Origin of the sequence: Sinorhizobium prairiense (genome assembly GCF_029201645.2) — a bacterium.
Lineage (GTDB): Bacteria > Pseudomonadota > Alphaproteobacteria > Rhizobiales > Rhizobiaceae > Sinorhizobium > Sinorhizobium meliloti_A.
Genome location: NZ_CP104133.1, coordinates 122906 through 149372, shown reverse-complemented (window position 1 = coordinate 149372; position 26467 = coordinate 122906). Strand labels below are relative to the sequence as shown.

The 26467-nt window shown below is 61.8% G+C and carries 23 protein-coding genes, 1 tRNA gene and 3 pseudogenes; 10 read left to right on the top strand and 17 right to left on the bottom strand.

Annotated elements, in window-relative coordinates; genetic code table 11:
- The first annotated feature begins 27 nt into the window (after positions 1-27).
- Entirely contained in the window at positions 28-303 is a 276-nt protein-coding gene (locus N0Q91_RS24020) for a hypothetical protein (RefSeq protein WP_018098276.1), read from the top strand.
- 332 nt (positions 304-635) lie between these two features.
- Here the strand turns inward: N0Q91_RS24020 and N0Q91_RS24015 are convergent, their stop codons facing one another.
- Positions 636-1436: a class I SAM-dependent methyltransferase gene (locus N0Q91_RS24015; RefSeq protein ID WP_275599295.1), complete on the bottom strand. Its 801-nt coding sequence runs from the start codon at positions 1434-1436 to the stop codon at positions 636-638.
- 126 nt (positions 1437-1562) lie between these two features.
- The gene (locus tag N0Q91_RS24010) at positions 1563-3464 is read right to left on the bottom strand and encodes a potassium transporter Kup (protein ID WP_275599294.1); all 1902 of its coding nucleotides are present in this window, start codon (positions 3462-3464) and stop codon (positions 1563-1565) included.
- A gap of 250 nt (positions 3465-3714) precedes the next feature.
- Here N0Q91_RS24010 and N0Q91_RS24005 point away from each other — a divergent pair, with 250 nt between their 5' ends.
- The 4 genes from N0Q91_RS24005 (at position 3715) to N0Q91_RS23990 (ending at position 8375) form a co-directional block, all read left to right on the top strand.
- Positions 3715-4377 (top strand): hydrolase, encoded by a 663-nt coding sequence (locus tag N0Q91_RS24005; RefSeq protein WP_275599293.1) that lies wholly within the window; start codon positions 3715-3717, stop codon positions 4375-4377.
- A gap of 137 nt (positions 4378-4514) precedes the next feature.
- Positions 4515-4763: a XapX domain-containing protein gene (locus N0Q91_RS24000; protein WP_275599292.1), complete on the top strand. Its 249-nt coding sequence runs from the start codon at positions 4515-4517 to the stop codon at positions 4761-4763.
- Positions 4760-6697: an amidohydrolase gene (locus N0Q91_RS23995; RefSeq protein WP_100671580.1), complete on the top strand. Its 1938-nt coding sequence runs from the start codon at positions 4760-4762 to the stop codon at positions 6695-6697. The genes N0Q91_RS24000 and N0Q91_RS23995 overlap by 4 nt, the downstream gene beginning before the upstream one ends.
- Positions 6698-6785: 88 nt before the next feature.
- A complete protein-coding gene (locus N0Q91_RS23990; protein ID WP_275599291.1) occupies positions 6786-8375 on the top strand; it encodes an MFS transporter in 1590 nt (529 codons plus the stop codon).
- 48 nt (positions 8376-8423) lie between these two features.
- Here N0Q91_RS23990 and N0Q91_RS23985 read toward each other — a convergent pair whose 3' ends face one another.
- From N0Q91_RS23985 to N0Q91_RS23970, 4 genes are all read right to left on the bottom strand, one after another.
- On the bottom strand, positions 8424-9353 hold the full coding sequence (locus N0Q91_RS23985; protein ID WP_275599290.1) for a LysR family transcriptional regulator: 930 nt from the start codon (positions 9351-9353) through the stop codon (positions 8424-8426).
- Between the two features lie 222 nt (positions 9354-9575).
- Positions 9576-10394: a non-homologous end joining protein Ku gene (gene ku, locus N0Q91_RS23980; RefSeq protein WP_275599289.1), complete on the bottom strand. Its 819-nt coding sequence runs from the start codon at positions 10392-10394 to the stop codon at positions 9576-9578.
- A 121-nt stretch (positions 10395-10515) separates the two neighbouring features.
- Complete coding sequence (gene ku / locus N0Q91_RS23975) at positions 10516-11400, bottom strand: non-homologous end joining protein Ku (RefSeq protein WP_275599288.1); 885 nt, start codon at positions 11398-11400, stop codon at positions 10516-10518.
- Positions 11401-11570: 170 nt separating this feature from the next.
- Positions 11571-12224, bottom strand: coding sequence for a hydrolase (locus tag N0Q91_RS23970; protein WP_100671585.1), 654 nt, complete (start codon positions 12222-12224; stop codon positions 11571-11573).
- A 156-nt stretch (positions 12225-12380) separates the two neighbouring features.
- Between N0Q91_RS23970 and N0Q91_RS23965 the strand changes: the two are divergent.
- Together N0Q91_RS23965 and N0Q91_RS23960 are read left to right on the top strand one after the other, a co-directional pair.
- Positions 12381-13273, top strand: a pseudogene (locus tag N0Q91_RS23965) (LysR family transcriptional regulator).
- Between the two features lie 590 nt (positions 13274-13863).
- Positions 13864-14145 (top strand): hypothetical protein, encoded by a 282-nt coding sequence (locus N0Q91_RS23960; protein ID WP_275599287.1) that lies wholly within the window; start codon positions 13864-13866, stop codon positions 14143-14145.
- Between the two features lie 90 nt (positions 14146-14235).
- Here the strand turns inward: N0Q91_RS23960 and N0Q91_RS23955 are convergent, their stop codons facing one another.
- The 7 genes from N0Q91_RS23955 to xylF all read right to left on the bottom strand — a co-directional run bounded on the left by N0Q91_RS23955 (position 14236) and on the right by xylF (position 19425).
- The gene (locus N0Q91_RS23955) at positions 14236-14463 is read right to left on the bottom strand and encodes a hypothetical protein (RefSeq protein WP_275599286.1); all 228 of its coding nucleotides are present in this window, start codon (positions 14461-14463) and stop codon (positions 14236-14238) included.
- Between the two features lie 294 nt (positions 14464-14757).
- A complete protein-coding gene (locus N0Q91_RS23950) occupies positions 14758-14979 on the bottom strand; it encodes a hypothetical protein (protein WP_275599285.1) in 222 nt (73 codons plus the stop codon).
- Between the two features lie 10 nt (positions 14980-14989).
- Complete coding sequence (locus N0Q91_RS23945) at positions 14990-15508, bottom strand: hypothetical protein (RefSeq protein ID WP_275599284.1); 519 nt, start codon at positions 15506-15508, stop codon at positions 14990-14992.
- Positions 15509-15852: 344 nt separating this feature from the next.
- A tRNA-Arg gene (locus N0Q91_RS23940) sits at positions 15853-15929 on the bottom strand.
- A gap of 181 nt (positions 15930-16110) precedes the next feature.
- Positions 16111-16896, bottom strand: a complete 786-nt coding sequence (locus N0Q91_RS23935; RefSeq protein ID WP_275599283.1) for an ATP-binding cassette domain-containing protein — start codon at positions 16894-16896, stop codon at positions 16111-16113.
- 14 nt (positions 16897-16910) lie between these two features.
- On the bottom strand, positions 16911-18272 hold the full coding sequence (locus N0Q91_RS23930) for a sugar ABC transporter permease (RefSeq protein ID WP_080636707.1): 1362 nt from the start codon (positions 18270-18272) through the stop codon (positions 16911-16913).
- A gap of 115 nt (positions 18273-18387) precedes the next feature.
- Entirely contained in the window at positions 18388-19425 is a 1038-nt protein-coding gene (xylF, locus tag N0Q91_RS23925) for a D-xylose ABC transporter substrate-binding protein (protein WP_100670065.1), read from the bottom strand.
- Between the two features lie 386 nt (positions 19426-19811).
- On the opposite strand from xylF, the pseudogene N0Q91_RS23920 reads away from it, so the two are divergent.
- Together N0Q91_RS23920 and N0Q91_RS23915 are read left to right on the top strand one after the other, a co-directional pair.
- Positions 19812-21024, top strand: a pseudogene (locus tag N0Q91_RS23920) (ROK family transcriptional regulator).
- A 119-nt stretch (positions 21025-21143) separates the two neighbouring features.
- A pseudogene (locus N0Q91_RS23915) lies at positions 21144-23508 on the top strand (putative bifunctional diguanylate cyclase/phosphodiesterase).
- Between the two features lie 65 nt (positions 23509-23573).
- On the opposite strand, the gene iolG reads toward N0Q91_RS23915, so the two are convergent.
- From iolG to N0Q91_RS23900, 3 genes are all read right to left on the bottom strand, one after another.
- Complete coding sequence (iolG, locus tag N0Q91_RS23910; RefSeq protein ID WP_275599282.1) at positions 23574-24566, bottom strand: inositol 2-dehydrogenase; 993 nt, start codon at positions 24564-24566, stop codon at positions 23574-23576.
- Positions 24567-24843: 277 nt separating this feature from the next.
- Positions 24844-25251 (bottom strand): type II toxin-antitoxin system VapC family toxin, encoded by a 408-nt coding sequence (locus tag N0Q91_RS23905; RefSeq protein ID WP_275599281.1) that lies wholly within the window; start codon positions 25249-25251, stop codon positions 24844-24846.
- Entirely contained in the window at positions 25251-25505 is a 255-nt protein-coding gene (locus N0Q91_RS23900) for a type II toxin-antitoxin system Phd/YefM family antitoxin (RefSeq protein WP_275599280.1), read from the bottom strand. The genes N0Q91_RS23905 and N0Q91_RS23900 overlap by 1 nt, the downstream gene beginning before the upstream one ends.
- 213 nt (positions 25506-25718) lie before the next feature.
- On the opposite strand from N0Q91_RS23900, the gene N0Q91_RS23895 reads away from it, so the two are divergent.
- The gene (locus N0Q91_RS23895; RefSeq protein WP_026168958.1) at positions 25719-25961 is read left to right on the top strand and encodes a hypothetical protein; all 243 of its coding nucleotides are present in this window, start codon (positions 25719-25721) and stop codon (positions 25959-25961) included.
- 3 nt (positions 25962-25964) lie between these two features.
- Here the strand turns inward: N0Q91_RS23895 and N0Q91_RS23890 are convergent, their stop codons facing one another.
- Positions 25965-26417 carry a hypothetical protein gene (locus tag N0Q91_RS23890; RefSeq protein ID WP_275599279.1) on the bottom strand — a complete coding sequence of 151 codons (453 nt, stop codon included), beginning with the start codon at positions 26415-26417 and terminating at the stop codon, positions 25965-25967.
- Positions 26418-26467: the final 50 nt, after the last annotated feature.

Genomic DNA, 26467 nt, shown 5'->3' with positions numbered 1-26467 from the left:
CCGCCTTAACGACCAAAGGAGCCAGCAATGCGGGATTCTGCCAAGACCCTGAATGAGATGACGCCTCGCGAGCGCGCAAACCTGATGACCCTTGTCGCGGACGCACTTGAAGCCACCGCGGACGAGGCACAGGAAATCGGCGATGATCGGTTTGCAGCAAACTCGATCAGTCTCGCCAGAATTATCAGCGGTTGCGCCGAAGACGTCGCGACAATGGATTTGCCGGCCGCGGAACTTCTTTTGCAGCACGGTATCTCGCTGATCGCACTGTTCCGGCGTCAAGCGCCGCCTGTTCTGCATTAAGGCCTGTTGAGCAGCTCAAAGTGCTACAGCGACCTTTGCGCGTCTCACAAGACGCGCGGCGCTGTGGGTAACGTATCGGAGGACTGCAATCTCCCCTCACCCTCATCCCTGTGCTCGTCACAGGGATGAGAGCAGCGCCGCGTCTGCGGCGCGGGAAGCGTTCTTTCAGCCCAAGGACTTGGTCTGGCTGGATTCCTGTGACAAGCACAGGAATGAGGAAATCAAACAAGCCGCCGCGGGTGGCCAGAATCTCAACAGGCCTTAGTTTAGTGCCTATGCTGGCCAGGCGGACCGGCTGAGAATGTCGGTGCACGCGATCGCGAGCGGCTCGATCACGGAACTGTGCCCCGGCAGGCCCAGGCGACGTTCGCAAATGAGCGCGGACCGTCGGGCCGTCCGGCTTCGTAGGCGTCGCGCACGGCGGCACGGGTGCGTGCCCGCTCTTCCGCATCGAGCGTTGCCACATATTTTCCGAGCGGCCCTTCGCCCGCGCCGATCGGCGCCCAGTAATCGTCGAAGTTCCGGTAATCCATGCGGATCATCAGCTCGGTTTCCATGACGTTTGCGAGACCCTGCTCGACAAATGTCCGCTTCATTTCTCCCGGCTGCATCATCGGCTGGGAGCAGTAGCGGGCGCGAAGCGCGCGCCCGCCTTCGCCGAGCGCCGCCACCGTGTCGACCATCATGCGCATGCCGGGCATTCCGCCGAGATGGTCCCACACCGCCGCCGCGACGACGCCGCCGGGACGCACCACGCGGCGCATCTCGGCCACGGCCTTGCCTGCTTCGGGCACGAAGTGGAGCACGAGAAGGGCGAAGGCGCGGTCGAAGGTCCGGTCTTCGAACGGCAGGACGCAGGCATCCGCTTCTCTTATCTTTATGCGCGGATCGGTGTTGCGCCGGATCGCCTCCTCCACGAAGACGGGCGAATAGTCGATCGCGGCGATCTCTTCGAGCCTGGCGGCGTCGGCGAGCGCGAAGGTGAGACTGCCGGTTCCGCAGCCGACATCCAGCACCTTCTCGCCATCGGCGACACCGGCAAAATCTATGAATTTCGGCGCAAGCTTCCGGCTCCAGCGGCCCATGAGCTGCTCATAGCCGGCTGCATCATGCACGTTGAAGCTTGATGTCATCAGGGCCTCCCTCGCCGCGGGCTAATCTAGACCTGTGAGAAGAGGTTGCCAAGGCGGCACACATCACGCGCGCGTCGACAGACCTGCGCAGTGCAGCCGTCATAAACTTCAGATTCTCTCGAGGCCTTAAATGATGACTTGCTCTCCCAGCTCGACCACGCGATTTGCGGGCAGATGGAAGTACTCGGTTGGATCAATCGCCGAGTCGGCCATGGCGATGAAGAGCCTGTCCTGCCACTGCGGCAATCCTGATTGAGAATCCGCTATAAGTTTACGCCGGCCGAGATAGATGGACGTCGACATTATGTCGAACTTGAATCCTTCCTTTCGACAGCGCGCCAGGGCTTTTGAGACATTCTGATCGTCCATGAAGCCGAATCTCAGCTCCAAAAGACTGAACCGGTCAGACAGCTTTGTAATTGTGTAGCGCTCTTTCTCCGGTACGTAGGGGACTTTGGCCGTCCTGATGGTCAGGATGACGTTATGCCTGTGCAGCACGTGATTGTGCTTGATGTTGTGCAGCAAAACAGCCGGTGTCGTCTCCGGTGTGGCTGTCAGGAAGATCGCAGTTCCGGGCACGTCGACAGGAGCATGCTCGGACTTTCGTTCAACCATGGTTATGAACTGGTTGAGCGGAATGTCCTGACGAGCAGTCTTCTCGCGCAGCAGGCCGATACCCTTTCGCCAGGTCCACATCATCGTGATCAAGGCGCCGGCAATGAGGATAGGCACGTATCCGCCGTGATGAACCTTGAACAGGTTGGCGCCAAGAAAGATCAGTTCAAGGCTGAACAAGGGAAGCAGAACCGCTGTAGCCGCCGAGGCGGACCAGCCCCATTGGCGCCGCACGAACTCGAAGGCCAGAATCGTGTCAATCACCATCGCGCCGGTAATGGATACGCCGTAGGCCGGAGCAAGAGCCTCGGAACTGCCGAACACCAGCATGAGGGCGAGCACGCCGATGAGGAGGGTGGTGTTGACCAGAGGTAGATATATCTGACCGGTCTGGGTTTCCGAGGTATAGCAGATCTCGAACCGCGGGAGGAAGCCGAGGTGGATTGCTTGCCGTATGAGAGAAAAGGCTCCGGTGATCACGGACTGGCTGGCGATGATCGTTGCGGCAGTTGCAAGAACCACCATCGGCAACAAGGCCCAGTTCGGGAACATCAGGAAAAACGGGTTCGAGATGGCATCCGGATGGGACAACACCAGCGCGCCTTGTCCGAGATAGTTCAACGCAAGGGCGGGGAACACGACCGTAAACCAGGCCGACTGGATGGGCCGCCGCCCGAAGTGGCCCAGATCGGCATAAAGCGCCTCAGCGCCTGTTACGGTAAGGAAGATGGCGCCGAGCACGATAAAGCCCACGAGACCGGCATCCCATAAGAAACCGACCGCGTTGAGGGGGTTGAAAGCTGAAAGGATCGCCAGATCGTCGCCTATATGCGCAATCCCTGCGGCCGCCATGACGAGAAACCAAATCAGGGTGATTGGACCGAAAAATATCGAGACAGCCCCGGTTCCGCGTGACTGGACGGCAAAAAGCAGCAGGATTATCACAATGGCGATCGCCAGCACGTAGTCGTCGAGTGCCGGCGTCACGAGCTTCACGCCTTCGACGGCCGAGAGCACCGACAGCGCAGGCGTGATCATCGCGTCGCCGATGAATAAAGCGGCACCGAGAACGCCGGCAAAAAACATCATGACCGGATACCCGCTTCCTTTCTTCAGCAACAGGGCAAGCAAGGACAGAGTGCCGCCCTCACCATCGTTATCGGCACGAAGCAGGAAGAGCACGTATTTGATGGTGACGATGGCTGTAAGCGTCCAGATCACCAACGACACGAGACCGATAACCTCTTCTCGCCCGACGCCACCCGCCCCAAAAGGGCGCAGCGCCTCGCGGAAGGCGTAAAGAGGACTGGTCCCGATATCGCCGTAGACGACGCCGATTGCTCCAATGGCCAGCGCCAGAAACTGCGGCAGATTGTTCGCTCGAGCCGGTGCGTGGTCGAGGGAGTCGGCCATATGGTCTCCCTTGCTGGGTCGACGTGCTGATACATCTGAAGAAGCTCAAAGCCGCCGAGAGTCCAGCAACCGAACTAACTGAAACGCTTTCCGATTTGTTCCTGCTGATGCTGCTTTTCAATTTTCTAGAACGAATGCAGAGAAATTATACAACTACATGCGGGCTCCGTCCCTTTGTAAAGCATGGATCACGGTCCCGCCCCTGAAGAATTCGGGTCGGCCGAAACGAGTTGAAAGCAGGAGATCTACGATGAGCATCACCGCCACCACGACGCCCGGCAAGACGTTGCTGTCCCCGACCGATCATGCGCTCGTCCTTATCGACTACCAGTCGCAGATGGCGTTTGCGACCAAGTCCATCGCGCCGGAACTGCTCCGCAACAATGCGGCGCTCATTTCCCGCGCGGCAGCCGGCTTCGAGGTGCCCACCATCCTCACGACCGTCGCCGAAAAGAGCTTCTCGGGACCGATGTTTGCGGAAGTCACGGACGCCTTTCCCGGCCAGCGGCTTCTTGACCGTACCTCGATGAACACCTGGGAGGATGCGGCCGTCATCGAGGAGGTGAACCGTATCGGCAAGGATCGGATCGTGTTCGCCGGCCTGTGGACGTCTGTTTGCATCGTCGGTCCGACGCTATCGGCGCTCGACCAAGGCTTTGAAGTCTATGTGATCACCGATGCCTGCGGCGATGTTTCGGCCGAGGCCCACGAGCGTGCGGTGGAGCGCATGGTCCAGGCCGGGGCCCGCCCGGTGACCTCGGTGCAATACCTTCTCGAATTGCAGCGCGACTGGGCCCGGGCCGACACCTACGAGCTCACGACCGGCATCGCGAAGAAGTGGGGCGGCGCCTATGGCATCGGGATCACCTATGCCAAGGCCATGTTCGGTGCCTCCGAGGACGGTCACGGCTAGAGCGGAATGAGGAAGGCGATCCTCAGCGCCGCAATCCGGCGGCAGGCCGACCGTGGTCCTCGGAAAGCGCGCGCAGCCTTCCGAGGGCGGGCGGAGCCATCCCGGAATCGATCCAAACGCAGGGAAGGAGAGACCGCATGAAGATCTACCTGCTCTCGCTCGGCGCCGGCCTGCTGGTGGGCGTAGTCTATAGTCTGCTCGGCGTCCGCTCGCCGGCGCCGCCCGTCGTCGCCCTCGTCGGTTTGTTCGGCATGCTGCTCGGCGAGCAGATGCTACCGATCGCCAAGCGTGCCTTCGCCGGTCAGGACGTGACTTCGTTCGTCAAGACCCGGTGCGCGGAGCACGTGCTCGGGCCGATGCCTCACAATCGGGAGAAGAACTCATGAGCTTCACCCGTCGCCAGACCATCGCCGGCGTCGCCGCGGCGGCGCTCTCCTCGCCATTCCGAGCCTATGCCAAGGAGACTCCCATGCCCAATAATGACCTGGTCCTCGTCAACGCCAAGGTGACCACGCTCGATCGTCAAAACCCGTCCGCCATGGCCATAGCAATCCGCAACGGGCGTTTCCTGGCGGTCGGTTCCGAAGCCGAGGCGCGGGCTGCGGCACCCGATGCAATCATCATCGACGTGAAAGGGCGCCGCGTCATTCCGGGGTTGATCGACAGCCACACGCACGTCATCCGTGGTGGGTTGAACTACAATATGGAGCTGCGCTGGGATGGCGTGCCCAGCCTCGCTGAGGCGATGGCGATGCTCAAGGAGCAGGTCGACCGGACGCCTGCACCGCAATGGGTGCGTGTCGTGGGAGGTTTTACCGAACACCAATTCGCGGAGAAGCGTCTGCCGACCATCGGCGAATTGAACGCAGCCGCGCCGGATACGCCGGTTTTCATCCTCCACCTCTACGACCGGGCGCTGTTGAATGCGGCAGCGCTGCGCGTTGTCGGCTACACGAAGGATACGCCCAATCCACCCGGCGGCGAGATCCTGCGCGATACGGCCGGCAATCCGACCGGCCTTCTGCTCGCTCAGCCGAACGCGACGATCCTCTATTCGACGCTCGCCAAGGGGCCGAAGCTGCCGCCCGAATACCAGCTCAACTCGACCCGCCACTTCATGCGCGAGATCAATGCGCTTGGCGTCACCAGCGTAATCGACGCCGGCGGGGGCTTCCAGAACTACCCCGATGACTATGAGATCGTTGAGAGGCTGCACCGCGACGGCCAGCTTACTGTCCGCATCAGCTACAATCTCTTCACGCAGAAGCCCAAGCAGGAACTCGCCGATTTCTCCTCATGGGTGAAGCAAGTCTCACCGGGTAAGGGAGATGACAGTTACCGGCATAACGGTGCCGGCGAGATGCTGGTTTACTCAGCGGCCGACTTCGAGGATTTCCGCGTCGAGCGGCCGGAGATGCCACCGAATATGGAGGCTGACCTCGAGCCGGTCATTCGCCTGCTGGCGGAGAACCGCTGGCCGTGGAGGCTCCATGCCACCTATGACGAGACGATCGGCCGCGCGCTCGATGTCTTCGAGAAGGTGAATCGGGACATCCCGTTCACCGGCATCAACTGGTTCTTCGATCATGCCGAGACGATCAGCGATCGCAATATCGACCGCATCGCCGCGCTTGGCGGTGGCATCGCCGTGCAGCATCGCATGGCCTATCAGGGCGAGTATTTCGTCGAGCGCTATGGCGCGAAGGCGGCCGAACGCACGCCGCCGATCCGGAGAATGATGCAGGCAGGGATTCCCGTGGGCGCCGGAACCGACGCGACGCGGGTTGCGAGCTACAATCCCTGGGTGTCGCTCTCCTGGCTGGTGACGTCAAAGACCGTCGGCGGTCTGCGTCTTTATCCGCAAGCCAATCGCCTCGACCGCGAGACCGCGCTTCGGCTCTGGACCGAGGCCAACACCTGGTTCTCCGGCGAGCAAGGCAAGAAAGGCCAGATAAAGGTCGGGCAACTTGCCGATTTGGCTGTACTCTCCGACGACTATTTCGCTGTGCCGGATGACGACATCGTGCATCTGCGGTCAGTGCTCACTCTTCTCGGCGGTAAGGTTGTGCATGGCGACGGCGAATACACCCCGCTTGCGCCGGAGCTTCCTAAACCGATGCCCGACTGGTCGCCGGTCAGCACCTTCGGCGGCTACCATAAGACGCCGGAGGCGCGCGCCAAGTTGTCGCTGCGCTGCGGATGCGCGAACGGCTGTGCCGTGCATGGCCACGACCACGCCGCCGCGCTGGGCGCCAGTGTTCCCACGGCCGATTCCAGAACGTTCTGGGGTGCATTGGGCTGCGGCTGTTGGGCAGTGTGACGGTGACAGGTCAATACGCTCCTCGAGCATGTTGGTTGATCGGGGAACTCATATCGATTGCCATTTCCAGCCATCGGACGGAGCTGACATGACTGCACACCAATCTGCCGCGGCAAGTAAGGCCGGGCCGCTGAGCTTTCCGGTTTTCCGGGCGCTGTGGATCGCAACCATCGTTTCCAACATCGGCACCTGGATGCACGATGTCGGCGCCGGCTGGCTGATGACCTCGCTGTCGCCGAGTCCTCTGCTGGTTGCGCTCGTGCAGGCAGCGACCACCTTGCCGATGTTCCTGCTCGCGCTGCCGGCGGGCGCGCTGGCCGATACTGTCGACCGACGTCGCATGCTGCTGGCGAGCCAGACGCTCGGCCTGGTTGCCGCGGCAGTCCTGGCCGGGCTGACCTGGCAGGACCTGACGACCCCCTATGTGTTGCTGGCCGCCACATTGGTGCTAGGGATATCCGCCGCCCTTACCGCGCCTGTCTTCCAGGCGATTGTACCGGAACTGGTTGATCAGCCCACGCTGCCGGATGCTGTCGCACTCAACAGCCTTGGGATCAATATCGCCCGCGCGATCGGCCCGGCGCTCGGTGGTGTGATCGTTGCCGTGGCCGGAACCGCCGCTGTCTTTGCGCTCAATGCCCTATCGGTCATTGCGGTGCTCGTCGTGCTCGTCAGATGGAAGCGTCCGGCCGACTCGCGCTCCCTGCCGCCGGAGCACTTCGTCGGCGCGCTGAAGGCCGGATATCGCTATGCCCGGCATGCGCCGGCACTTCGTCTGGTGCTCGTCCGCGCCGTCGGCTTCTTTGTCTTCAGCAGCGCGCTGTGGGCCATGCTGCCGCTGGTCGCGCGGCGCGGTCTGGGGCTCGACGCAGCCGGATATGGCGCCCTGCTCGGCTGCATGGGTGCCGGAGCGGTTGTCGGGGCGTTGCTGCTCAAGAAGCTGCGCCGGCATGTTCCTGCCAACACGCTCTCCATCGGCGCGACGCTGCTCTTCGCTCTCGCCACCCTGTTGCTGGCCATCACGTCGAACGCCTGGGCGGCGGGCGCCGTCATGGCGATTGCCGGCCTTGCATGGATCGCCATGCTGACTTCGCTCAACGTCGCCGCGCAGATGGCCTCGCCCGGCTGGGTGAAAGCGCGCGCGCTTGCTGTCTATCTTCTCGTCTTCCAGGGAGCCATGACGGGCGGCAGTGTCCTGTGGGGCTCGGTCGCCGCACGAACCGATGTCACGACGGCGCTCACCATCGCGGCCATCGGCCAGGCGGCGGCACTCGTTCTCGCGGCGATCTGGCGTCTTCCCAGGGATGCGGGCGCCGACTTGGCGCCCTCGCACCACTGGGCTGAACCCGTGGTCTCGGTTCAGCCCGCCGGCGATCGCGGGCCAGTTCTGGTCGAGATCGAGTATCGGATTGCACCCGAGAGGACGGCCGAGTTCGTCGCGGCCCTGCGTCGCTTCCGATCGGTACGGCAACGCGACGGAGCGATCCGCTGGGATGTGTGGGAAGACGTTGCCGAGCCCGGGCGGGTTGTCGAGAGCTTCGTGGTCGAAAGCTGGCTGGAGCATCAGCGCCAGCACGCCCGCGTCACCCATGCCGATCAGATCGACCAGCAGACGCTCAACGCCTTTCATATCGGTGATCACCCGCCGATCGTGCGTCATCTGCTGAGACCGTTGTAATCTTCACCCGAGACCACACCGGACGGGAACACTTCTCCCGGAAGTGCTCTAAATGTCGGAAAGTCCGGCTTCCTCGATGTCAGCGGCTCCGAGTATCACGAACTGGTTCAGCAGCCACGCCGCGGCCGGTCCCGGCGGGGTATCCCGGCGCCAGATGCCGCCGAACCGGTAGATGCCACCCCTGTGATCCGGCATGGAAAGCCGGAGCAACGCGCCGCTTGCCAGATCGGGTCGTATGAGTGGAAGAGGCATGTTTCCCCAGCCGATTCCCTCGCGCAGCAGCGCATGCTTCACGCCAAGATCCGCCAGCCGCCATGTACGCGGGCTGTGCACGAAAAAGTCCCGGCCTGCGGTAAAAGGGGAACGGTCCGTCAGCACAAGTTGGACATGATCGCGGGCATCGCCCGGTGCTATCCGCTCCATGCGCCCGAGCGGGTGATGGGGTGCCGCGACCGGGACCATTGATACGGAGCCTGCCGCGATGCACTCCACGCCTCGAACGCCGGTCGCCAAGGGACCGGAAATGCCGATCATCGCCTTGTGGTCCAGTACTGCCGCAGTCACCCCTCCGAGCGCCTCGACATGCAGTCGCAGCGATACCGTCGGAAAGGCTTCGGCGAAGGCTCGCAGCACCTTTCCCAGCCGCTCCGTCGGCAGCATCACGTCGACGGCCATATCCACTTCTGCTTCCAGGCCGTCATGCAGCGCCTTGACCTTGGCGCGCAGGCCCTCGATGCCCTCGGCGAGGCCGCGCGCTTCGGCGAGCACTGCGCGCCCCGCGGCCGTGAGTTGCGGTTTGCGCGTGCCCTTGCGCTCGAACAGCTCAAGGCCAAGCTGCGCTTCGAGATTGGCCACCCCGTAGGTTATGACCGAGACTGCACGGTTGAGCTTGCGCGCGGCCCCGGCAAAGCTTCCGCTATCGACTACCGCCAGAAAGACGCGGAGCTGCTCGAAGGTCGGAGTTCCTGGATTCGACACTTTCCAACTTTCTGGAACAATACGAAGAAAACCGTTCAATTATACCCACCATATCGGCAAGGCTACACTTGCGATAGCCGCCGCACGGATGGCTGCGACCGCCGTGATAACCGCGCCACAGAGCGCAGGCCAAACTGGTTGACGACCCGGCGATATTGGATGAACCGTTGTTGCCACCTCCGGGGTACCCGGATCGCTCCGGCAACGCAGGCCGCTCGCCTGTTAAGACTTCTTGCCCCCGGGTTTCTTTTTCTCGAGGCTTCCCTTGAGCGCCGCCATGAGGTCGATGACGTTCCCGGCATGGACCGGCTCTCCCTCCTTGCCTTTCGGCTTGGCTACCTTCTTGGCCGACTTCCGCTTGCTTTCTATGATTTCGAGCAGCTTTTCCTGAACGGGATCGCTGACCATATCCGGGTTCCATGGCTTGCTGCGTTCTTCGATCAGCGAGGTGACGAGGCTCATCAGCTTCGGATCGTCATCCCCATCGCCAATATCGGCGAAATAAGTCTCCGGCTTTCGCACCTCGTCGCCATAGCGAAGGGTCCACACGACGATGCCTTTGCCGCACGGTTCCAGCATCACGGCGCGTTCGCGGCGGCCGATCACGAGCCGTGAAATGCCGGCGACCTTCTCGGCTACCATGGCGTCGCGGATGACGCTGAAAGCTTCGTGGCCGACCTCGTCCGAGGGCGTAAGGTAGTGAGGCTTCTCCAGCCAGATCCATTCTATCGCCTCGCGCGGAACGAACTTCTCGATGTCGATCGTCCTGGCGCTTTCGAGCGCGACGCTCTCAAGTTCTTCGTCCTCGATCACCAGGAAGTCGTTTTCGCCGCGCTCGTAACCTTTCACCTCGTCGTCTTCGTCGACCTCTTTGCCGGTCACCGCATCGACGTACCGGGAGACGACACGGTTGTTGGACTTGCGGTTGAGCGTGTGGAAGCGGACCTTTTCGGACTCGCTGGTCGCCGGCATCATCGAAACGGGGCAGGTGACGAGCGAGAGTTTCAGGTAGCCTTTCCAATATGGACGTGGCGGCGCCATCGTTCACCTCCCTGGATCATGATGTTTTTAGGCCGGTTCGACCTGAAAACATGTACGTGACCGGTTCCAACAGTAGAGCGGGATGCGGGCGGAAAATCGCGCACACTTTCCTCATTCTGCTCTAGCTCGCGCGGCGGCGCTGGGCGGGCGCGCTCTTTGCAGCCGGTTTCGCCTTGGCCTTTGCCGCGCTTTCCTTGCTCGCGCGCTTCTTCGATGCCGCCGGCGGCTTTTTCATCCCGGCGCTCTGGCGGAGCGCCTCAAGCAGATCATTGGCTTTCGAGACCTTCGGCGGTGCGCGTTTCGGCAGCGACTTGCCCTCGAGCTTGGCTTTGATCAGTTCGGCGAGCGCAGCCTCGTAGCGATCGTCAAATTCTTCGGCCGAGAAGGTGCCCTTCTTCATGCCGATGATGTGCTTGGCAAGGTTGAGCATCTCACCCTCGATCTTGATGTCCGGAATCTCCTTGAACGCCTCCTTGGCGCTCCGGACCTCGTAGTCGAAGTTCAGGGTCGTAGCGATCAGTCCCTTGTCATGCGGTCGAAGCAGAACGGTGCGCATGCGGCGGAAAAGGACCGTTTGGGCGATTGCGGCGACCTTCTTCTTGCGCATGCCTTCGCGAAGCAAGGCAAATGCGTCGGTGCCCATCTTGTCGGGTGTCAGATAATAGGGCTTGTCGAAATAGACCTTGTCGACGTCGTCGCAGGTAATGAACGCCTGGACCCGCAACGTCTTGTCGCTCTCCGGAACGGCGGAGGCGACTTCCTCCGGCTCGAGCACCACATATCGCTCGTCGCCGATCTCGTAGCCCTTGACCTGATCTTCCTTTTCCACCGGCTTGCCGGAGACACTGTCGACGAACTCGCGCCGTACCCGGTTTCCGGTTTCGCGGTTGACCGTGTGGAAGGCGATCCGGTCGGAGGTCGACGTGGCGGTGTACAGCGCCACCGGCGCAGTGACTTCACCAAATCGGAGATAGCCCTTCCATTGGGCTCGTGCCGAGACTGCCATGGCTAACTCCCTGTATATCCGGGGAGTCAACCGAATCGCATTCCGCTTTGTTCCGGTACGGGGCAAATCTCTCTGAAGATTTACGCAGCCCAGCAGAATGGGGATGACGAGGCTCGACAAACGATCGGCTCACAAAGCGCCGGTCAAGATTCTCGTCATCCCCGCTCGGATCAGCCCGCGTCCCGTGGTACCGGCGTGTTGAGCAGTTGCTGCTCCCACAGGAAGGCGATGCCGCTGCCGGCGGCATGCTGCACGAGCACCTCCGAAAGCTCGGCGGCATGCTCCGTGCGGGCCCAGTCGCGCTGCCATTCCGCAGCCACCGACAGCCACGTCATCATGTTCGCGCCAGCCATGATCATGCGCTGGATGGCGACCTCATGGGCCTCGACCGAAGTGCCGCCGGACGCATCGGTGACGACCGTCACGTCCCAACCTTCGCCGAGCGCCTGGATCGTCGGCATCGCAACGCATATTTCGGTCCACAGGCCCGCGATGATGAGCTGCTTGCGTCCGGTGGCCTTGACCGCGTCCACGACCTTCTCATCCTCCCAGGTGTTGATGAACGTCCGATCGATCACTTCTTGGCCGGGAAACACGTCAGTGATCTGGGGGAAGATGCGGCCGCCCCGATCAGCGATCACGCTCGTCAGAATCGTGGGCACGGCGAAGGCCTTGGCGGCCTTCGCCAGAGCCGCCGCATTGTTGACCACCATCTGCGGTTCGTGGCTGTTCACGTTTGTGAGCTGATAGGGCTGGTGGTCGATCAGAACGAGGACCGAGTCTTCGGGACGAAGAAGCGAATCAAGGCCGTTACGAGGGGTCATCAAGACTTCCTTTCTCTGCCGCTATGGACGGCAACGGGTTTCACGGGAGACATGCGCCAGCGGGCGACGTTGCCTGGAACTCAATTTGCTGTTCCTTTTGGTGGTGCGATAGTGCCATAGTCAGACAAGCTGTGTCGCGAAACGAGGAACGCCGGATTGGATATCGAGGATCTGCAGACATTCGTCGCAGTGGCCGATGCCGGGGGCGTATCGGCTGCCGCGCGCCGGCTCGGCGTCTCCAAATCGATCGTCAGTCGGCGGCTCATTCGGATTGAAGCGGAGCTTGGGGTCCAGCTTCTTGCACGAACGACCCGCGGCGCCGCGCTTACAGAAGCGGGAGTGACGTTCAGAGACCATGCGGCCCGAGCCAGCGCCGAGATCGATGCGGCCAGGGAAACGATCCTCCCTACCGGTGAGTTGCGTGGCCGCCTGAGGGTTGCCATGCCGCTTTCTTTCGGCCCGACCCACTTCGCCCCCGTGCTTGCGGAAATGGCGCAACAACACCCGCAGCTGCACATCCATACCTCCTACAGCGATCGCTTCGTCGATCTCATCTCCGAAGGTTTCGATTGCGCGATCCGGGTTGGTTACCTTCAGGACTCCAACCTCATCGCGAAGCGCGTCGGACCGATCTATGGAAAGCTTGTCGCAAGCCCGGCCTATATCGAAGCGCACGGTTCACCTGAGACGCCTGAGCAACTGGTCAACCATCAGGCCCTCATGCAGGGAACGGAAACCTGGCAGTTCATGGATGGCAGCAGGGTTGTCACGGTTCAGCCGCAGGGCAGGTTCAAGGCCGACAACGCTACGGCGCTTGCCGCTGCCGCGGCGGCAGGACTCGGCATCGCCTGGCTCCCCGATTGCATCACACACCAGTATGTGGCCTCCGGCGCGCTCGTCCCGGTCATGAGGCGCTACCCCCACCTTCGGCAGGCGCGTATGTCGTCCGGCCCCCGGGTCAGCACCCCGCCCGGAAAGTCCGTGTCCTCGTAGAAATGCTGATCGAGTACTTCGCACGAAATCCGGACGTTTGGGGCCTCGACCGTTAGAACACGAACGGGGCGAGGCCCTCCGTGGATGGTTCCCAGTTATTTCTGGCGTCGATAGACCTCAGCTGACTGCCCTTAGTGGCGAGATCCACCGCGTTTCTTCCAAGTACAACCGCCCCCCATCGTGCCGCGATCACGGATGGTTCAAGGCTGAGTCGGCGGACGGTCTGCTTCGTCGATTTGTCGGAGCGGGTAGCGCGGAAGGCTGCCGCTCATTTTCGGGGCGTGCCCAGAGCAAGTTTAGAGGTCACTATCCCAGTTCTCCAAACCGTCTGGCGCCAGTCCGTCGATCGTCGACGAGACAAGAGATCACATAGGCATCATCCACAACGTTGGACGTCGTCGCTTGCCAAACGCCATCGTTGCCACGAACAAGGACCGCCGCTCGCTGTGGTCTTGCATAGGTAACTGCCGGAATAGTCCGCACCGACTTTTGCTTGTGCATTCGCCGCGGTAGCGAGCGCAATCCATAGCCAAACCACGAGACGGTTCATTCTTTCCCCAACCCGGTTTGTAGGATTCGACAATTTCAAACCTCGAGGATTGGACTATACCTGCGCGGGTGATTCTTGAAAGGGAGTATCCCAAAGATGGAAACAGCCACTCTGTACGCGTACCAGATTTCTCCGGGCAATGACGATTTACTCTATTTCACAGAGACGCTTGAACAATGCCAAGCTGCCGCTTTGGAGCAACGTCGCGACTTCATTGAGAATGATCCCGACGAAGGCGAACTTGCTGCGATGGCAGTATATCGGTGCGAGATGAAAATGCCCGATCAGCAAACGCTACTTCGTGTTCTTAATGACGAAACCACTCTCGTCGAAGCTTGCGTCGTGGAACGGAAGCTGGTCGCGCTAGTCACGGACTAGACAAAAACCCCGGTCGTCGGGTGCCGGGGTTTCGTCTTAAGCGGGTTCAAGCGCCTCATGGCTGCCCTTCAAGAGCTTCGCCAAGGGACTTCAATCAGCCAACAGTGCCAAATCATCGTTTAGCTGGTCTTGCAGCTGCTTTCGCTTTCTCCCGTGGATCAACGCTGCTTCGACGAATCCCTTGCTTTTGAGCAGCTTAATAAGCCGCTTCTGCTGCGCCAGAAATTCGGTTCGCGCCTTCTTATTCGTGGGTAATGTTTTGTAGTTGTATCCTTGCAATTCTGCATATTCCTCAATGGGAATATGCCGTTCTTTCATGATGTAGGGTAGGGCGACATTAAGCCGCTTTATTTCGCTTCGGGCATATTTGGTTGTCGGTTAGGGGTTTGATTCTTCACGTGCTTCTGTTTCTTCTCTGCAAGGGCAAGCGCCTTCTTCAATGCCTTGTGCTTGTTAGGCATGTCGAATCCGTCGCCGTATCGCATGCTCTTCCCGGTGAATGGTGGCCCAGCAGAGAATTCTTCATCGTGTCCACGCATCCGGAGTTGCGCAGAAGGTCCGCCATGCGGTGGCGGAATGAGTAGGTGGTTGCCCCCGGTGCCACAGGCTTGATTAGCTTGTTTGCCGCCGCTGAAAGAGCTTCAGCACCACCGGGACGGGCATACCGGGGAAAGCCTTGGCGTATTTCTTGGCGGCTTCAAGCGCCTTTCCGAGCAACGGCAAATCTCGGTGTCTGGATTTTCCGGTCTTCACAAATTTACGGTGTTTGTTTGGTCCGATAGTGATGAACGGATGGTCCACACCATCTATGTGGAAGTCGGATTCCGTGAGCAAGCAAATTTCTTCATGCTTGCCCCGGTGCATTCGGAAATCGCAAGGATCGCGACCAACTGGTCATTGGCGTCCGACTCTGCCAGCTTGTCATTGAACGCGAGGACTTCAGCTTCGGTGAACGAGCGGCGCTTACCGGTCTCGACAGCACCATTGCTTTCAATCTTCGCATCTTCGACGGATTGGTTTTGGTGGGGTAGTGCGAGCGAAAAACCTTGCGGACGAACATGTTGATGAACTGAAGCTTCTTCTGTGCCGTCTCAAGCTCGATTTCTTCGTTTGCAACGCGGTTTGTGAGATTTGCGGCGAACTCGAATGCTTGCTTGGGAACCATCTGGACGACATCGATTTCACCCATGATGGCGACGAAATCGGTAGCCGCTGCCTTGTATCGGTTCACTCTCTTGTCGCGTGCCCGCTTGTCCAAGCCAAGGAACTTGTCCCCGGACAGATCAACGTAGATGTCAAACAGTTGGAGCATGTCGAGCGCGGGGCGGTTCGATGGCACCGCCGATAGCTGCAATTTCGGCAATGTCGGGTTTCTTGATCGTCTCCAAGATCTCAATGCCCCGGCTCATCATTGCAGGGTAATCCCGCACCGATGCCGCTTCGATAATGCTGATGAAATGAGATGCGTATGCCGACTACGCACCCGCGGAGTGAGGTATTTTGAAAAGCGGAGATATACTTGGAATTTGAAACTGAAATCAAATTCTCTATTCTTGCAGAAACGCAATGGTGGAATGTTTTTCCAAGGCGCTGCCGTTTCGCCGCTTTTGAAGGGGCAAAAACGTAGCAAACGACAGGCGGAAAAGGTAGCAAAATGCCAGTTAAAGGGCGAAACGCATTGATTTTATTGGATTTTTCCTATGGAAATGGCGCACCCGACAGGATTCGAACCTGTGACCTTTGGAATCGGAATCCAACACTCTATCCAGCTGAGCTACGGGTGCATCCGTTTGGCGGCAGGGCCGCCGAAGCAGGCTGTGAGCGGTTCTTAGCCTAGCTTGCGCGCCGCTTCAATGGTGATTGACGGGGTTTGCAGCGGAAATTTGCGTTTGGTGCCTGGGGGAGGCGGCTTTTGCGAAGAAAATGCCGCGCCCGTCGACGCGGCATTGGCGGGTTTGTACCGCCTCACGCCATCTGCATGGCGCCGGGGCCGGGGGTGGCCTTGGGGGGTACCTTGCCCATGATGATCATGCCGAGCACCTCGTCCTTGGTCACGTCCTCGGTGCGGGCGTGGCCGACGACCTGGCCGTTCTTCATGACGGAGACGCGATCGGCGAGGTCGAAGACGTCGTGGATGTCGTGGCTGATCAGGAAGATGCCGATGCCCTCGCGCTTCAATTGCTTGATGAGGTCGCCGACCTGCGCGGTTTCCTGCGGCCCGAGTGCCGCGGTCGGCTCGTCCATGATCAGGATGCGGGCGTCGAAGAGGATGGCGCGGGCGATCGCCACCGATTGCCGCTGGCCGCCGGAGAGCGCCTTCACCGGTTCCTTGAAGCGCTGGAAGTTGGGGTTGAGCCGGCCCATCACTTCGCGGGCCTTGGCTTCCATCGCCACGTCGTCGAGCGTGCCCCAGGGGGTGCGCAGTTCGCGGCCGAGATAGAGATTGGCGGCAGCGTCGACGTTGTCGGCGACGGCGAGCGTCTGGTAGATCGTCTCGATGCCGTATTTCTTGGCGTCGCGCGGATTGTTGATCTCGGCCGGTTCGCCGTTGATCAGGATCTCGCCGGCATCGCGCTTGTAGGCGCCGGAGAGAATCTTGATGAGCGTCGACTTGCCGGCGCCGTTATGGCCGAGGAGGGCGACCACTTCGCCCGGATAGAGGTCGACGGAGGCATCGTCCACCGCATGGATGCCGCCGAAGGAGATGGAAATGTTCTTCATTTCCACGAGCGGAGTGCGTTGTTCAGTCATGTTCGAACTCCTGATTATTTTGCGCGGGCGCGGTAGACGGTGTCGAGCCAGACGGCGGTGACGAGCACGACGCCGACGACGATGCGCTGGAAGGGTGTATCGATTCCCAGAAGGACCATGCCCGACTGCAGGGATTGCATGACGAGCGCGCCGATCATCGCGCCGGCAATGGTGCCGACGCCGCCGGCGAGCGAGGTCCCGCCGATGACGGCGGCAGCGATCGTATAGAGCTCGTCGAGTTCGCCCTGGGCATTGGTCGCGGCGTTGAGGCGCGCCGTCGAGATGGCCGCCGCAATGGCGCAGAGCACGCCCATCAGCGTGAAGATCTTGACGGTGACCCAGCGCGTCTTGATGCCGGCGAGCTCGGCCGCTTCGGGGTTGCCGCCGAGCGCGAAGACGTAGCGGCCGAAACGCAGGCGGGTGGCGATGAAGGTCATGACGATACCGACGACGATCGCCACCAAAACGGGAATGGCGATGCCGTGCGAGATCTGCAGGCCGCCGTCCGGCCAGGCGATGCCGTTCGCATCGGCATATCTGCGGGCGATATTCACCGGCCAGTAATAATGGTTGGCCACGGCAACGGCGCCAAGCACCAGAGCGCAGCCGAGGATTGCCAGGAAATACTCGGCCCAGACGGGGCGCAGCGGGAAGCCGAAGCGCTTGCGCTGCTTGCGCGAATTCAAAATGGCGCCGACGATGGCGATACAGGCGAGAAAGCCGACGATCCAGCTGGCCGTCGCGCCAATGGAGCCCTCGGTGCCGCCACCCATGAGACGGAAGGTGGCGTCCATCGGGGCAACCGTCTGGCCGCTTGTCACGAACCAGGTGGCGCCGCGCCAGACCAGCAGGCCGCCGAGCGTCACGATGAAGGCGGGAACGTTGAGGAAGGCGACGATCGATCCGTGAAGCGCGCCGATGGCGCCGCCGACCGCGATGCCGCAGGCAAGGGTGATCGCCCAGATGGCGGGATGGCCGAGCCCGAGATATTGCGGCAGGACCTGCGCCTGCAGGACGCCCATGATCATGCCGCAGAAGCCGAGCACGGAGCCGACCGAGAGGTCGATGTTGCGGGTGACGATGACCAGCACCATGCCGGTCGCCATGACGGCGACGGACGAGGTCTGGACGGTCAGGTTCCACAGGTTGCGCGGCTTGAGGAACAGGCCGTCGAACAGTCCGCCGGTCATCACCTGGAAACCGAGCCATATGATGACCAACGCGCCGACCATGCCGAGCAGCCGGGTATCGATTTCGGTGGCACGGAAGAAGCGTTTCACCGGGTTTTCGTCCGTTGTGCGGGCGCGGCCGGCTTGCGTGCCCGGTATCTGATCGGCCCCTGTCTGGTTGGCTTTTGTGATGTCGGCCATGGCCATGCCATCCCCCACTTATCTGTCGATGTCGTTCGGTCCGCTTCGCACCTTGCAAGAGCGCCGCAACGGTGTGCGTTGCGGCGCTCTTGAAGACCAGAGATCGGCCATGTCGTTGCGGTTATTTGCAGGCAGCAACGTCGCTCTTGGCGCCCTGGCAGGCTTCTTCCTTGGAAATCCAGCCGGCGTCGATGACGACGTTCAGATTGTCCTTGGTGATCGCCAGCGGCGCGAGAAAGACGGACTTCATGGCGACGCCCTTCGGCCCGCCGTTGAAGGTCTGTACGCCTTCGACTTCGTCCATGGTTTTGCCGCCGGCAAGCGCCACGGCGATTTCGGCTGCCTTCTTGCCGAGCTCGCGGGAGTCCTTCCAGACCGAAACCGTCTGCGTGCCGAGCGCCACGCGGTTCAGCGCTGCCTTGTCGGCATCCTGGCCGGAAACCGGAACCGAGCCGGCAAGGCCCTGGGCGTCGAGTGCCGCGATCGCGCCGCCGGCAGTGCCGTCGTTGGAGGCCACGACCGCGTCGACCTTGTTGTCGTTGGCGGTCAGGAACTGCTCCATGTTCTTCTGGGCGTTCTCCGGCTTCCAGCCGTCGGTATAGGCTTCGCCGACGTTTTTGATCTTGCCCGCGTCGATCGCCTCCTTCAGGACTTCCAGCTGCCCGGAGAAGAGGAAATCGGCATTCGGATCGGCGGAGGAGCCTTTGATGAAGACGAAGTTGCCTTCCGGCTTCTGCTTGAATACCTCGCGCGCCTGAAGGCGGCCGACTTCCTTGTTGTCGAAGGTGATGTAGAAGGCGTCGGGATTTTCGATCAGGCGATCATAGCCGACGACCGGAATTCCCTCGGCGGCTGCCTTCTCGATCGCCGGGCCGATAGCGTCGGAGTCCTGCGCAAGCACGATGAGCGCGTTGGCGCCCTGGGCGATCAGCGACTCGATGTCGGTGAGCTGCTTGGCGGCGGAAGACTGCGCGTCGGCCGAGATATATTTGTCGCCGGAAGCTTCGAGCGCGGCCTTGATGGCTGCCTCGTCGGTTTTCCAGCGCTCTTCCTGGAAATTGGACCAGGAAACGCCGATGACCAGATCCTTGGCGATCGCCGCGGAATGCATGGACGTTATGATGGCAGCCCCCGCCAACAGCTTCAAAATGGATTTCATCCTATCCTCCCAAATGGCCCGGCCGCGCGCACGAACCTCCCGCACGCATCCCCGACGAGCCTCCAGATGCTGTCGCTATCGCGTCGCCGCGTTTTTTCTCGACAGTCGAGAAAATAAATGTCAGAGTTTCCGCAAGCTGTCAACAAGGCCGCCGCAGCGTGTGAATCATTGCCGCAGCACGTTGAAATGGCTGCGTAATCATGGAAATGCGCCTTGTCTTGTAGGCCGCCGGATGTTTTGGGAAGGGCATGTCTTCGAGGGACCCGCTACCGCTGATGCATGTTTCAATTGATCGCGCAGGTTCAGGGATTGAACATGCGGCACCCTGAAGAGCGACAGCGCCCTTTGAGCGCCTCATCCGGCGCGCGGCGCTGCAAGGGTAAACGATGCTGACCAAATCCAGCACCGAGCTTGTGCGTCAGCAGAACAGCGCCCTCGTTCTCTCGGCGCTCCGCCGTAAAGGATCACTCTCCCACACGGAGATTGCGGCACAGACGGGTCTTGCCTCGGCGACGATCTCCGTCATCACCGCTGAGTTGGAGCGGTCCGGGATCATCGCCAAGACCGAGCAGCACGTCCAGGTCGGCCGCGGCCGCCCGCGGGTTCTCTTCGAGCCGAGACGCGGCTGCGGTTACGTGATCGTCGTGCGCATTTCCTCCGACGTCGTGCAATATTCGCTTGCGGACTATGGCGGCATCCTGCTCGACCGTTTCGAGGATCCGCGCAGCCACGACCTTCGCGGCACCGCCGTTTTCGGGGAGGTTCTGGCAGCAGCGCTCGAACGCCTGCTCGTCCGCTCGAATATCTCGAAGGACGAGGTGCTTGCCATTTCGATCAGCAGCAAGGGGCTCGTGGCCGGCGACGGCGCGCGGCTCATCTGGTCGCCGGTTTTCGGCAGCGAGCAACTCGACTTCGTGGAACTGCTCCGGCCCGCCTGGCGCGCGAGGATCATGCTCAGCAACGAGTTCGCTGCTGGTGGCGCACGCCCTCGCGGTAAGAGAAGAGGAAAGCGAGAGCGGCTTCCATGCGCTAGCGGCCGTTTCGCTCGGCCACAGCATCGGCCTCGGGCTTGCCAGAAGGGGCAGGTCCGGCGAGCTCGATGTCTCGGCGCCGAATTTCGGTCATATGCTGCATCAGCCGTCCGCGGGGCTTTGCCGCTGCGGCAGCTATGGCTGCATCGAGGCGGCAGCGGGCTTCTACGGGATACTGCGCACGGCTTTCGAGGTGCCCTCCGACACCATACCGGCGAAGTTCGTTCCGCCTTCGGAGATGGACAAGATCGCCGCGAGCGCGCGCCAGGGAAACCGGATGGCCGGCTATGCCTTCCGCCAGGCCGGCTTGGCGCTCGGCAACGGCATTTCGCGGATGCTCAGTCTCTATGAGCCGATGCCGATCTTCGTGACGGGGCCGGGCACGCGCTATTTCGATCTTCTGGAGAAGGGACTGGAGGAGGGCCTCGCGCAATCACTGCAGGTCCGCCTGCAGGGCATGCCGCAGATAAGGGTGGTCCCGGACGAGCAGCGGCTCGTTTTCGACGGTCATATCGATCGGGCGCTCGGCGCGATCGACGGCGACATTGCAGCAGCAGGACATCCGTGAGGCGGCGGGTCTGCCGGCTCGGCGTCGCAGAATTCCGGCTGACGCGAGTGCTGCGCAGTCTTCAATTTACGGTTATTTAGAGTCTCGTTGCCAAGCTGTCTTCGGCGTGGGGGACGGCGATGTTTTCAGTGATTGCATGCATACGCGATGATCATGACTGGCGCCTGATCGTGGTGGCGACGGTCGTCTGTCTGGCCGGCAGCGTTGCGACGATGCTGCTTCTCGAGCGCGCCCGGCGCAGCGCAGGCAGTCAGCGGCGCCTCTGGATTGCAGTCTGCGCCTTTGCCTGCGGCATCGGCGTATGGTCGACGCATTTCATCGCGATGCTCGCCTATGACGGGGCAATCCCCATCGCCTATGAGGCCGGAGGCACGAGCTTTTCCATTGCGGTCGCGATCGCGACGTCCTGGGTTGCCTTCTCGGTCGGCCTGGCCGGAGGCTCACGCCATGCTCCGGCCGTCGGCGGTTTGCTGCTCGGGCTCGGAATCGCCGCCATGCACGTGACCGGCATGCGTGCCATCGAGGTCCAGGGACGGGTCGCATTCGATCCGGAAACGAGTTTCGCCGCCGTTCTTCTCGGCACGTCGATCGCCGCGCTCGCCTTCCATTCGTTTCAGGCGCTGCGCGGCGTGCGCGGGCTTGCCGCATCCATCCTGCTCCTGGTGGTGGCGATATGCGTCCTGCACTTCACGTCGATGAGCGGCGTCGTCCTGATCCCCGACCCGAGCGTCGCGGCAACGGACGTCTTCGATCCGCTCTGGCTCGCGGGGGGCGTCATCGCCGCATCAACCACGCTCATTCTCATGGCCTTCGGCGCTCTCTTCGTCGACAGGCACCTGACGGACCTCAAGGGGCTCGCCAACGCCTCGCTGGAGGGCATGGTGATCCTTCGCGGCGGCGAGGTCATCGAAGTCAACGAACGGTTCGTCACTCTCTGTGGTCGAAAGCCCGCCGAGCTCATCGGCAGGCAGCGGCGGGAGCTGTTCGCCGATGCGCCCGGAAGACGGAGCGCGCAAGACCTTGGGGCCGGAGAGGGGGCAAGCGAGGGAGAGCTCCTTCACGCGGACGGCGGATACGTGCCCGTCGAAAGGGTCTGCCGAACGATCGAATACAAGGGCCGGCAATGCGACGTGATCTTCGTGCGGGATCTGACGGCGCGCAAGGATGCCGAACGGACGATCGAACACCTCGCTCACCACGATGCGCTGACGGATCTTTCCAATCGAAGCTCCTTTGACCACCGCCTGAAACAGGCCCTGGCCGCCGCCGTCCACCACAATGAAGCGCTGGCGGTCCTGTGTCTCGACCTCGATCGCTTCAAGGCCGTGAACGACATTTTCGGCCACGGGGAAGGCGACCGTATCCTCAGGAAGGTGGCCGACATCCTCCGGGCGGCGGCAGGAGAGGCCGACACGATCGCGCGACTGGGCGGCGACGAGTTCGCCATCGTCCAGAGCGGAGCGGCGCAGCCGGAAGCCGCGCGAACTCTTGGCGGACCGTATCCTCAAGCTCTTTTCGGAAGAGATGGATACGCGGCGCGATCCGATGGCGGTCGGGGTCAGCATCGGCGTAGCGATCTGTCCGGGCGACGGGACCACTGCGGAGCGGCTCTACGGCAATGCCGATACGGCGCTTTATCGGGCCAAGCAGACCGGCAAGGGTATCGCCTGCTTCTTCGACGCCGAAATGGACGAAGCCGTGCGCACGCGCCGGCAGATCGAGAACGATTTGAGGCATGCGGTCGTCAGGCGGCAGCTCTTCCTCGAATATCAGCCGCTTGTCGATGTGCGGGACGACCGGATCGTCGGTTACGAGGCGCTGTTGCGCTGGCGCCATCCCGATAGCGGTCTCGTCGGCCCGAATGTGTTCATTCCGATTGCCGAAGAGAGCGGCTCGATCATTCAGATCGGCGAATGGGTGCTGGAAGAGGCCTGCATGGAGGCGGTGCGCTGGCGCCAGCCGCTGCCGGTCTCGGTCAATGTCTCACCGGTGCAATTCCTCCTCCCGAACCTTTTCGACCGGATCGAATCCATTCTGCTGCGGACGGGGCTGCAACCGAGGCGGCTCGAACTGGAAATCACCGAAGCCGCGCTGATGCATAACCGCGACGACGTCCTCGCAACTCTCGTCCGGCTGCGCCTCCTTGGCGTCAGGATCGTGATGGACGACTTCGGCACCGGGCACTCCTCGCTCAGCAATCTCCAGACGTTTCCATTCGACAAGCTCAAGATCGACTGCAGCTTCACCGCCTCGCTCGACAAGGACCCGGCGGCCCATGCCATAATCCGCGCGATCATCGCGCTCGGCCACAGCCTCAACCTTCCGGTCGTCACCGAAGGCGTCGAAACGGAGCGGCAGAGACAGATCATCGTCGACGAGGGTTGCCGGCATATCCAGGGTTTTCTGACCGGCCGACCCGGGCTGGCACCGAGCGTGCACGCGGCCTCATCATCCTCCACGGTGCCGCATCGGATGGGAGCCTGAAGCGCGATGAGACGAAAAAAGGCCGGGCACTGCCCGGCCTGTCTTTTCAATAGGGCGGCAGGTCGTCAGGCGATGCTGATCTGGCGCTTTTCCTCAACGGAGCGGACCGCCGCATCGGCGAGCGCCAGCGCGGCAAGGCCGTCCTTGCCCGACGGGGCGATCTCGGCGCCTTTTTCTATTGCGGCGATGAAGCTTTCGATCTCGTTGGCGTAGGCTTCCGTGTAGCGCGTCATGAAGAAATCGTGCAGCGGCGGGCGCGTGTAGCCTTCGCCGGTCGCGATCTCGATCGAAACGGGGCGCTGGTTTTCAGCAGCGACGGCGCCCTTGGAGCCGTGAACCTCGATACGCTGGTCGTAACCATAGGTGGCGCGGCGCGAGTTCGAGATGATCGCCTGCTTGCCGGATGCCGTCTGCAGGATGACCGAGACGCTGTCATAGTCGCCGGCTTCGCCGATCGCCTTGTCGACGAGCACGGCCGCAGTCGCGGTGACGGAAACGGGCTCCTCGCCCAGCAGGAAACGCGCCATGTCGAAATCATGGATCGTCATGTCCCGGAAGATCCCGCCCGAACGCTTGATGTAGTCGACCGGCGGCGCACCGGGATCGCGCGAGGTGATCGTCACCATTTCGACCTCGCCGATGCGCCCGTCGTCGATCGCCTTGCGTACGGCCATGAAATGCGGGTCGAAACGACGGTTGAAGCCGACCATCAGCTTGGCCTTGGTCTCGGATACGACCTTCAGGCAGCCCTTGACGCGCTGGACGTCGAGATCGATCGGCTTCTCGCAGAAGATTGCCTTGCCGGCGCGGGCGAAGCGCTCGATCAGATCGGCATGGGTATCCGTCGGCGTGCAGATCACCACGGCGTCGATGTCGCCGGCGGCTTCGATCGCATCGATCGTCCGGACTTCGCAGCCATAGGCGCCGGCGATCGCGTCCGCGGCGGCCGGAAAGGCATCCGCCACCGCGACGAGGCGGGCATCGGCATTGCCGCTGACGGCTTTCGCATGAACCTTGCCGATACGCCCGGCGCCCAGAAGACCAAATCTCACTGTCATCACTGTCGTCCTTGAATTCCGGTGCGCGACCGGGTTGGCACACGATGATTGACGCTCATCGCGCAAAGGCGTCGCGGGCCATCCGCGGAGGAACTGGAATGAAACGGCTAATTATTGCCTATGCGGAATATTTATTCCAATCGGCTTGGCGCCGTCAAGTGTCAACCGCGGTCGGTTCACCGGTCCGGCCCCAAGTCCTCACCCCGGGCCTGATCGAGCGAAAGAGGCGCGGCCGGGAGAAACCGGCTTCTGACGGTTGCGGGCGGCCCCGAGCCGCTCACGCCGGTGTCTCCCAAGGATTGATCACTGACGCGCCCGTGTCTTCAAAATCCCTGACGTTGCGCGTGACGAGGATCAGATCGTGGACGATCGCGGTCGCGGCGAGGAGCCCGTCAATATCGCCACGCGACCGAATCGCGGCGATGCGGCCCCATTCGACGGCGATCTGGTCGGTCACCGGAAGGATGCGGTCGCCATGGTCGTGGCGCAGCTTGCGCAGCCATTCGGTGAGGTGAGCGGCAGCCTTCGGATCCGACTTCTGTTTCAGTGCGATGCCGCGCATGATCTCGCCGAGGGTCAGTGCACTCAGTTGGATGCTGAGCGGATCGACGGAACGCAACCAGGACAGCGCCTGAGGCGTGCCGCGTCGCGCCTCCGAAACGATGTTGGTGTCAACCAGATACATCAGAAGGCCACGCCGCGACTCGGCGTTTTGGCGCGCGCTTCGATGGCTTCGGCGAGCTCATCGTCCCAAGGGGGACCGCCAAGCAGATCGTCGACCAGGGTCGGCCGGCCGGCGCGCAGAGCGTCATAGTCGCGGGCGGACAGCACCACGGCCGTGCGCTCGCCACGCAGCGTGACGATCTGCGGCCCTTCGTTGCGCGCCTTCTGCACCACTTTCGAGAAGTGGTTCTTCGCGTCCTGCAGCTGCCAATCCATTATTTTGCTCCAACCTAGCTAGCCTGTCTAGCTTATAGGCCTGTTTGCCAACGATTTGAAGTGCCGCTCTGTTACGAGCAGCGGAAATGCGGAAATCGTCCGCTTCGTTCTGCGCCGCGAACGGCAGATCTCTGCGCGCTTTTGCTGCATTTGCTCTCATTGCGGAAATGTGCAGTAGATGAATTCGATATCAAGTCTCCCAGAGGAACCAGGATGATCAAATTCATCGATCCGGATCACCCCTTCTATCGTCCCTTGTGGATCCGGCTGCTGATCATCGTGTTCTGCGCCGTGTGGACGGCGGTGGAATTCTACGGCGGGCAGGTGATGTGGGGGACGATCTTTATGGTCGTGACCGCCTATGCGGGCGCGTCCCTTCTCCTCTTTTACCGGCCGAAGGAGGAGAGCCAGAGCAAAGGCGAAGCCGCCGGCGACACCACCGACGGAACGAACTGACGCTTATCCAGTCACCTTCCGTCCTTCGATCCGCCTCAAAGCCTCGTCGATGAGCATGTTAGCAAGCTTCATGCGCAAGGTCGCATTGAGCCGCGCTTCCACCGGCAGCCTGTCGGGATGATTCGCTGCGGCGAAACGCCTCCGCTTGGCGGCGAGCGTCAGCGCCGTTTCCGTTTCGCCCAGCGAGAGCTCGGAGGCGACCTCCGCAAGGCCTGTGCGCTTCAGATGATCGGGCATGGAGAACGGTTCGGATCGTTCCTCCGCCGCCACTGCGCGATAGGCCTGCTCCACCGCGCTGCGGGATGCCCAGGTGTGGGCCGCGTTTTCGGCAACGAAGCCCGGCGCCGCGCCGATGGCGGTGCCCCGCCATCCGTCGCTGGCCTCGTCCGACAGCCCGTCGTCCTGCTCGGCCTTGAGGCGCTCGAGCACCGAGTGGAATACCGACATGCCGAACATCAAGTCTCTCCGGGCAGGCACTGAGTTGGCCGGAGCTTGCGATATCAAGA

Coding starts and splice junctions, on each gene's coding strand:
- N0Q91_RS23930 (WP_080636707.1), bottom strand. CDS start 18,272: ATGGCCATGGCCGACATCACAAAAGCCAACCAGACAGGGGCCGATCAG.
- N0Q91_RS23905 (WP_275599281.1), bottom strand. CDS start 25,251: ATGTATCTGGTTGACACCAACATCGTTTCGGAGGCGCGACGCGGCACG.
- N0Q91_RS23955 (WP_275599286.1), bottom strand. CDS start 14,463: ATGAAAGAACGGCATATTCCCATTGAGGAATATGCAGAATTGCAAGGA.
- N0Q91_RS24010 (WP_275599294.1), bottom strand. CDS start 3,464: ATGGCCGACTCCCTCGACCACGCACCGGCTCGAGCGAACAATCTGCCG.
- iolG (WP_275599282.1), bottom strand. CDS start 24,566: ATGACAGTGAGATTTGGTCTTCTGGGCGCCGGGCGTATCGGCAAGGTT.
- N0Q91_RS24005 (WP_275599293.1), top strand. CDS start 3,715: ATGAGCATCACCGCCACCACGACGCCCGGCAAGACGTTGCTGTCCCCG.
- N0Q91_RS23995 (WP_100671580.1), top strand. CDS start 4,760: ATGAGCTTCACCCGTCGCCAGACCATCGCCGGCGTCGCCGCGGCGGCG.
- N0Q91_RS23895 (WP_026168958.1), top strand. CDS start 25,719: ATGATCAAATTCATCGATCCGGATCACCCCTTCTATCGTCCCTTGTGG.
- xylF (WP_100670065.1), bottom strand. CDS start 19,425: ATGAAATCCATTTTGAAGCTGTTGGCGGGGGCTGCCATCATAACGTCC.
- N0Q91_RS24000 (WP_275599292.1), top strand. CDS start 4,515: ATGAAGATCTACCTGCTCTCGCTCGGCGCCGGCCTGCTGGTGGGCGTA.
- N0Q91_RS23890 (WP_275599279.1), bottom strand. CDS start 26,417: ATGTTCGGCATGTCGGTATTCCACTCGGTGCTCGAGCGCCTCAAGGCC.
- N0Q91_RS23900 (WP_275599280.1), bottom strand. CDS start 25,505: ATGGATTGGCAGCTGCAGGACGCGAAGAACCACTTCTCGAAAGTGGTG.
- N0Q91_RS23990 (WP_275599291.1), top strand. CDS start 6,786: ATGACTGCACACCAATCTGCCGCGGCAAGTAAGGCCGGGCCGCTGAGC.
- ku (WP_275599288.1), bottom strand. CDS start 11,400: ATGGCAGTCTCGGCACGAGCCCAATGGAAGGGCTATCTCCGATTTGGT.
- N0Q91_RS23935 (WP_275599283.1), bottom strand. CDS start 16,896: ATGACTGAACAACGCACTCCGCTCGTGGAAATGAAGAACATTTCCATC.
- N0Q91_RS23970 (WP_100671585.1), bottom strand. CDS start 12,224: ATGACCCCTCGTAACGGCCTTGATTCGCTTCTTCGTCCCGAAGACTCG.
- N0Q91_RS24015 (WP_275599295.1), bottom strand. CDS start 1,436: ATGACATCAAGCTTCAACGTGCATGATGCAGCCGGCTATGAGCAGCTC.
- ku (WP_275599289.1), bottom strand. CDS start 10,394: ATGGCGCCGCCACGTCCATATTGGAAAGGCTACCTGAAACTCTCGCTC.
- N0Q91_RS24020 (WP_018098276.1), top strand. CDS start 28: ATGCGGGATTCTGCCAAGACCCTGAATGAGATGACGCCTCGCGAGCGC.
- N0Q91_RS23960 (WP_275599287.1), top strand. CDS start 13,864: ATGGAAACAGCCACTCTGTACGCGTACCAGATTTCTCCGGGCAATGAC.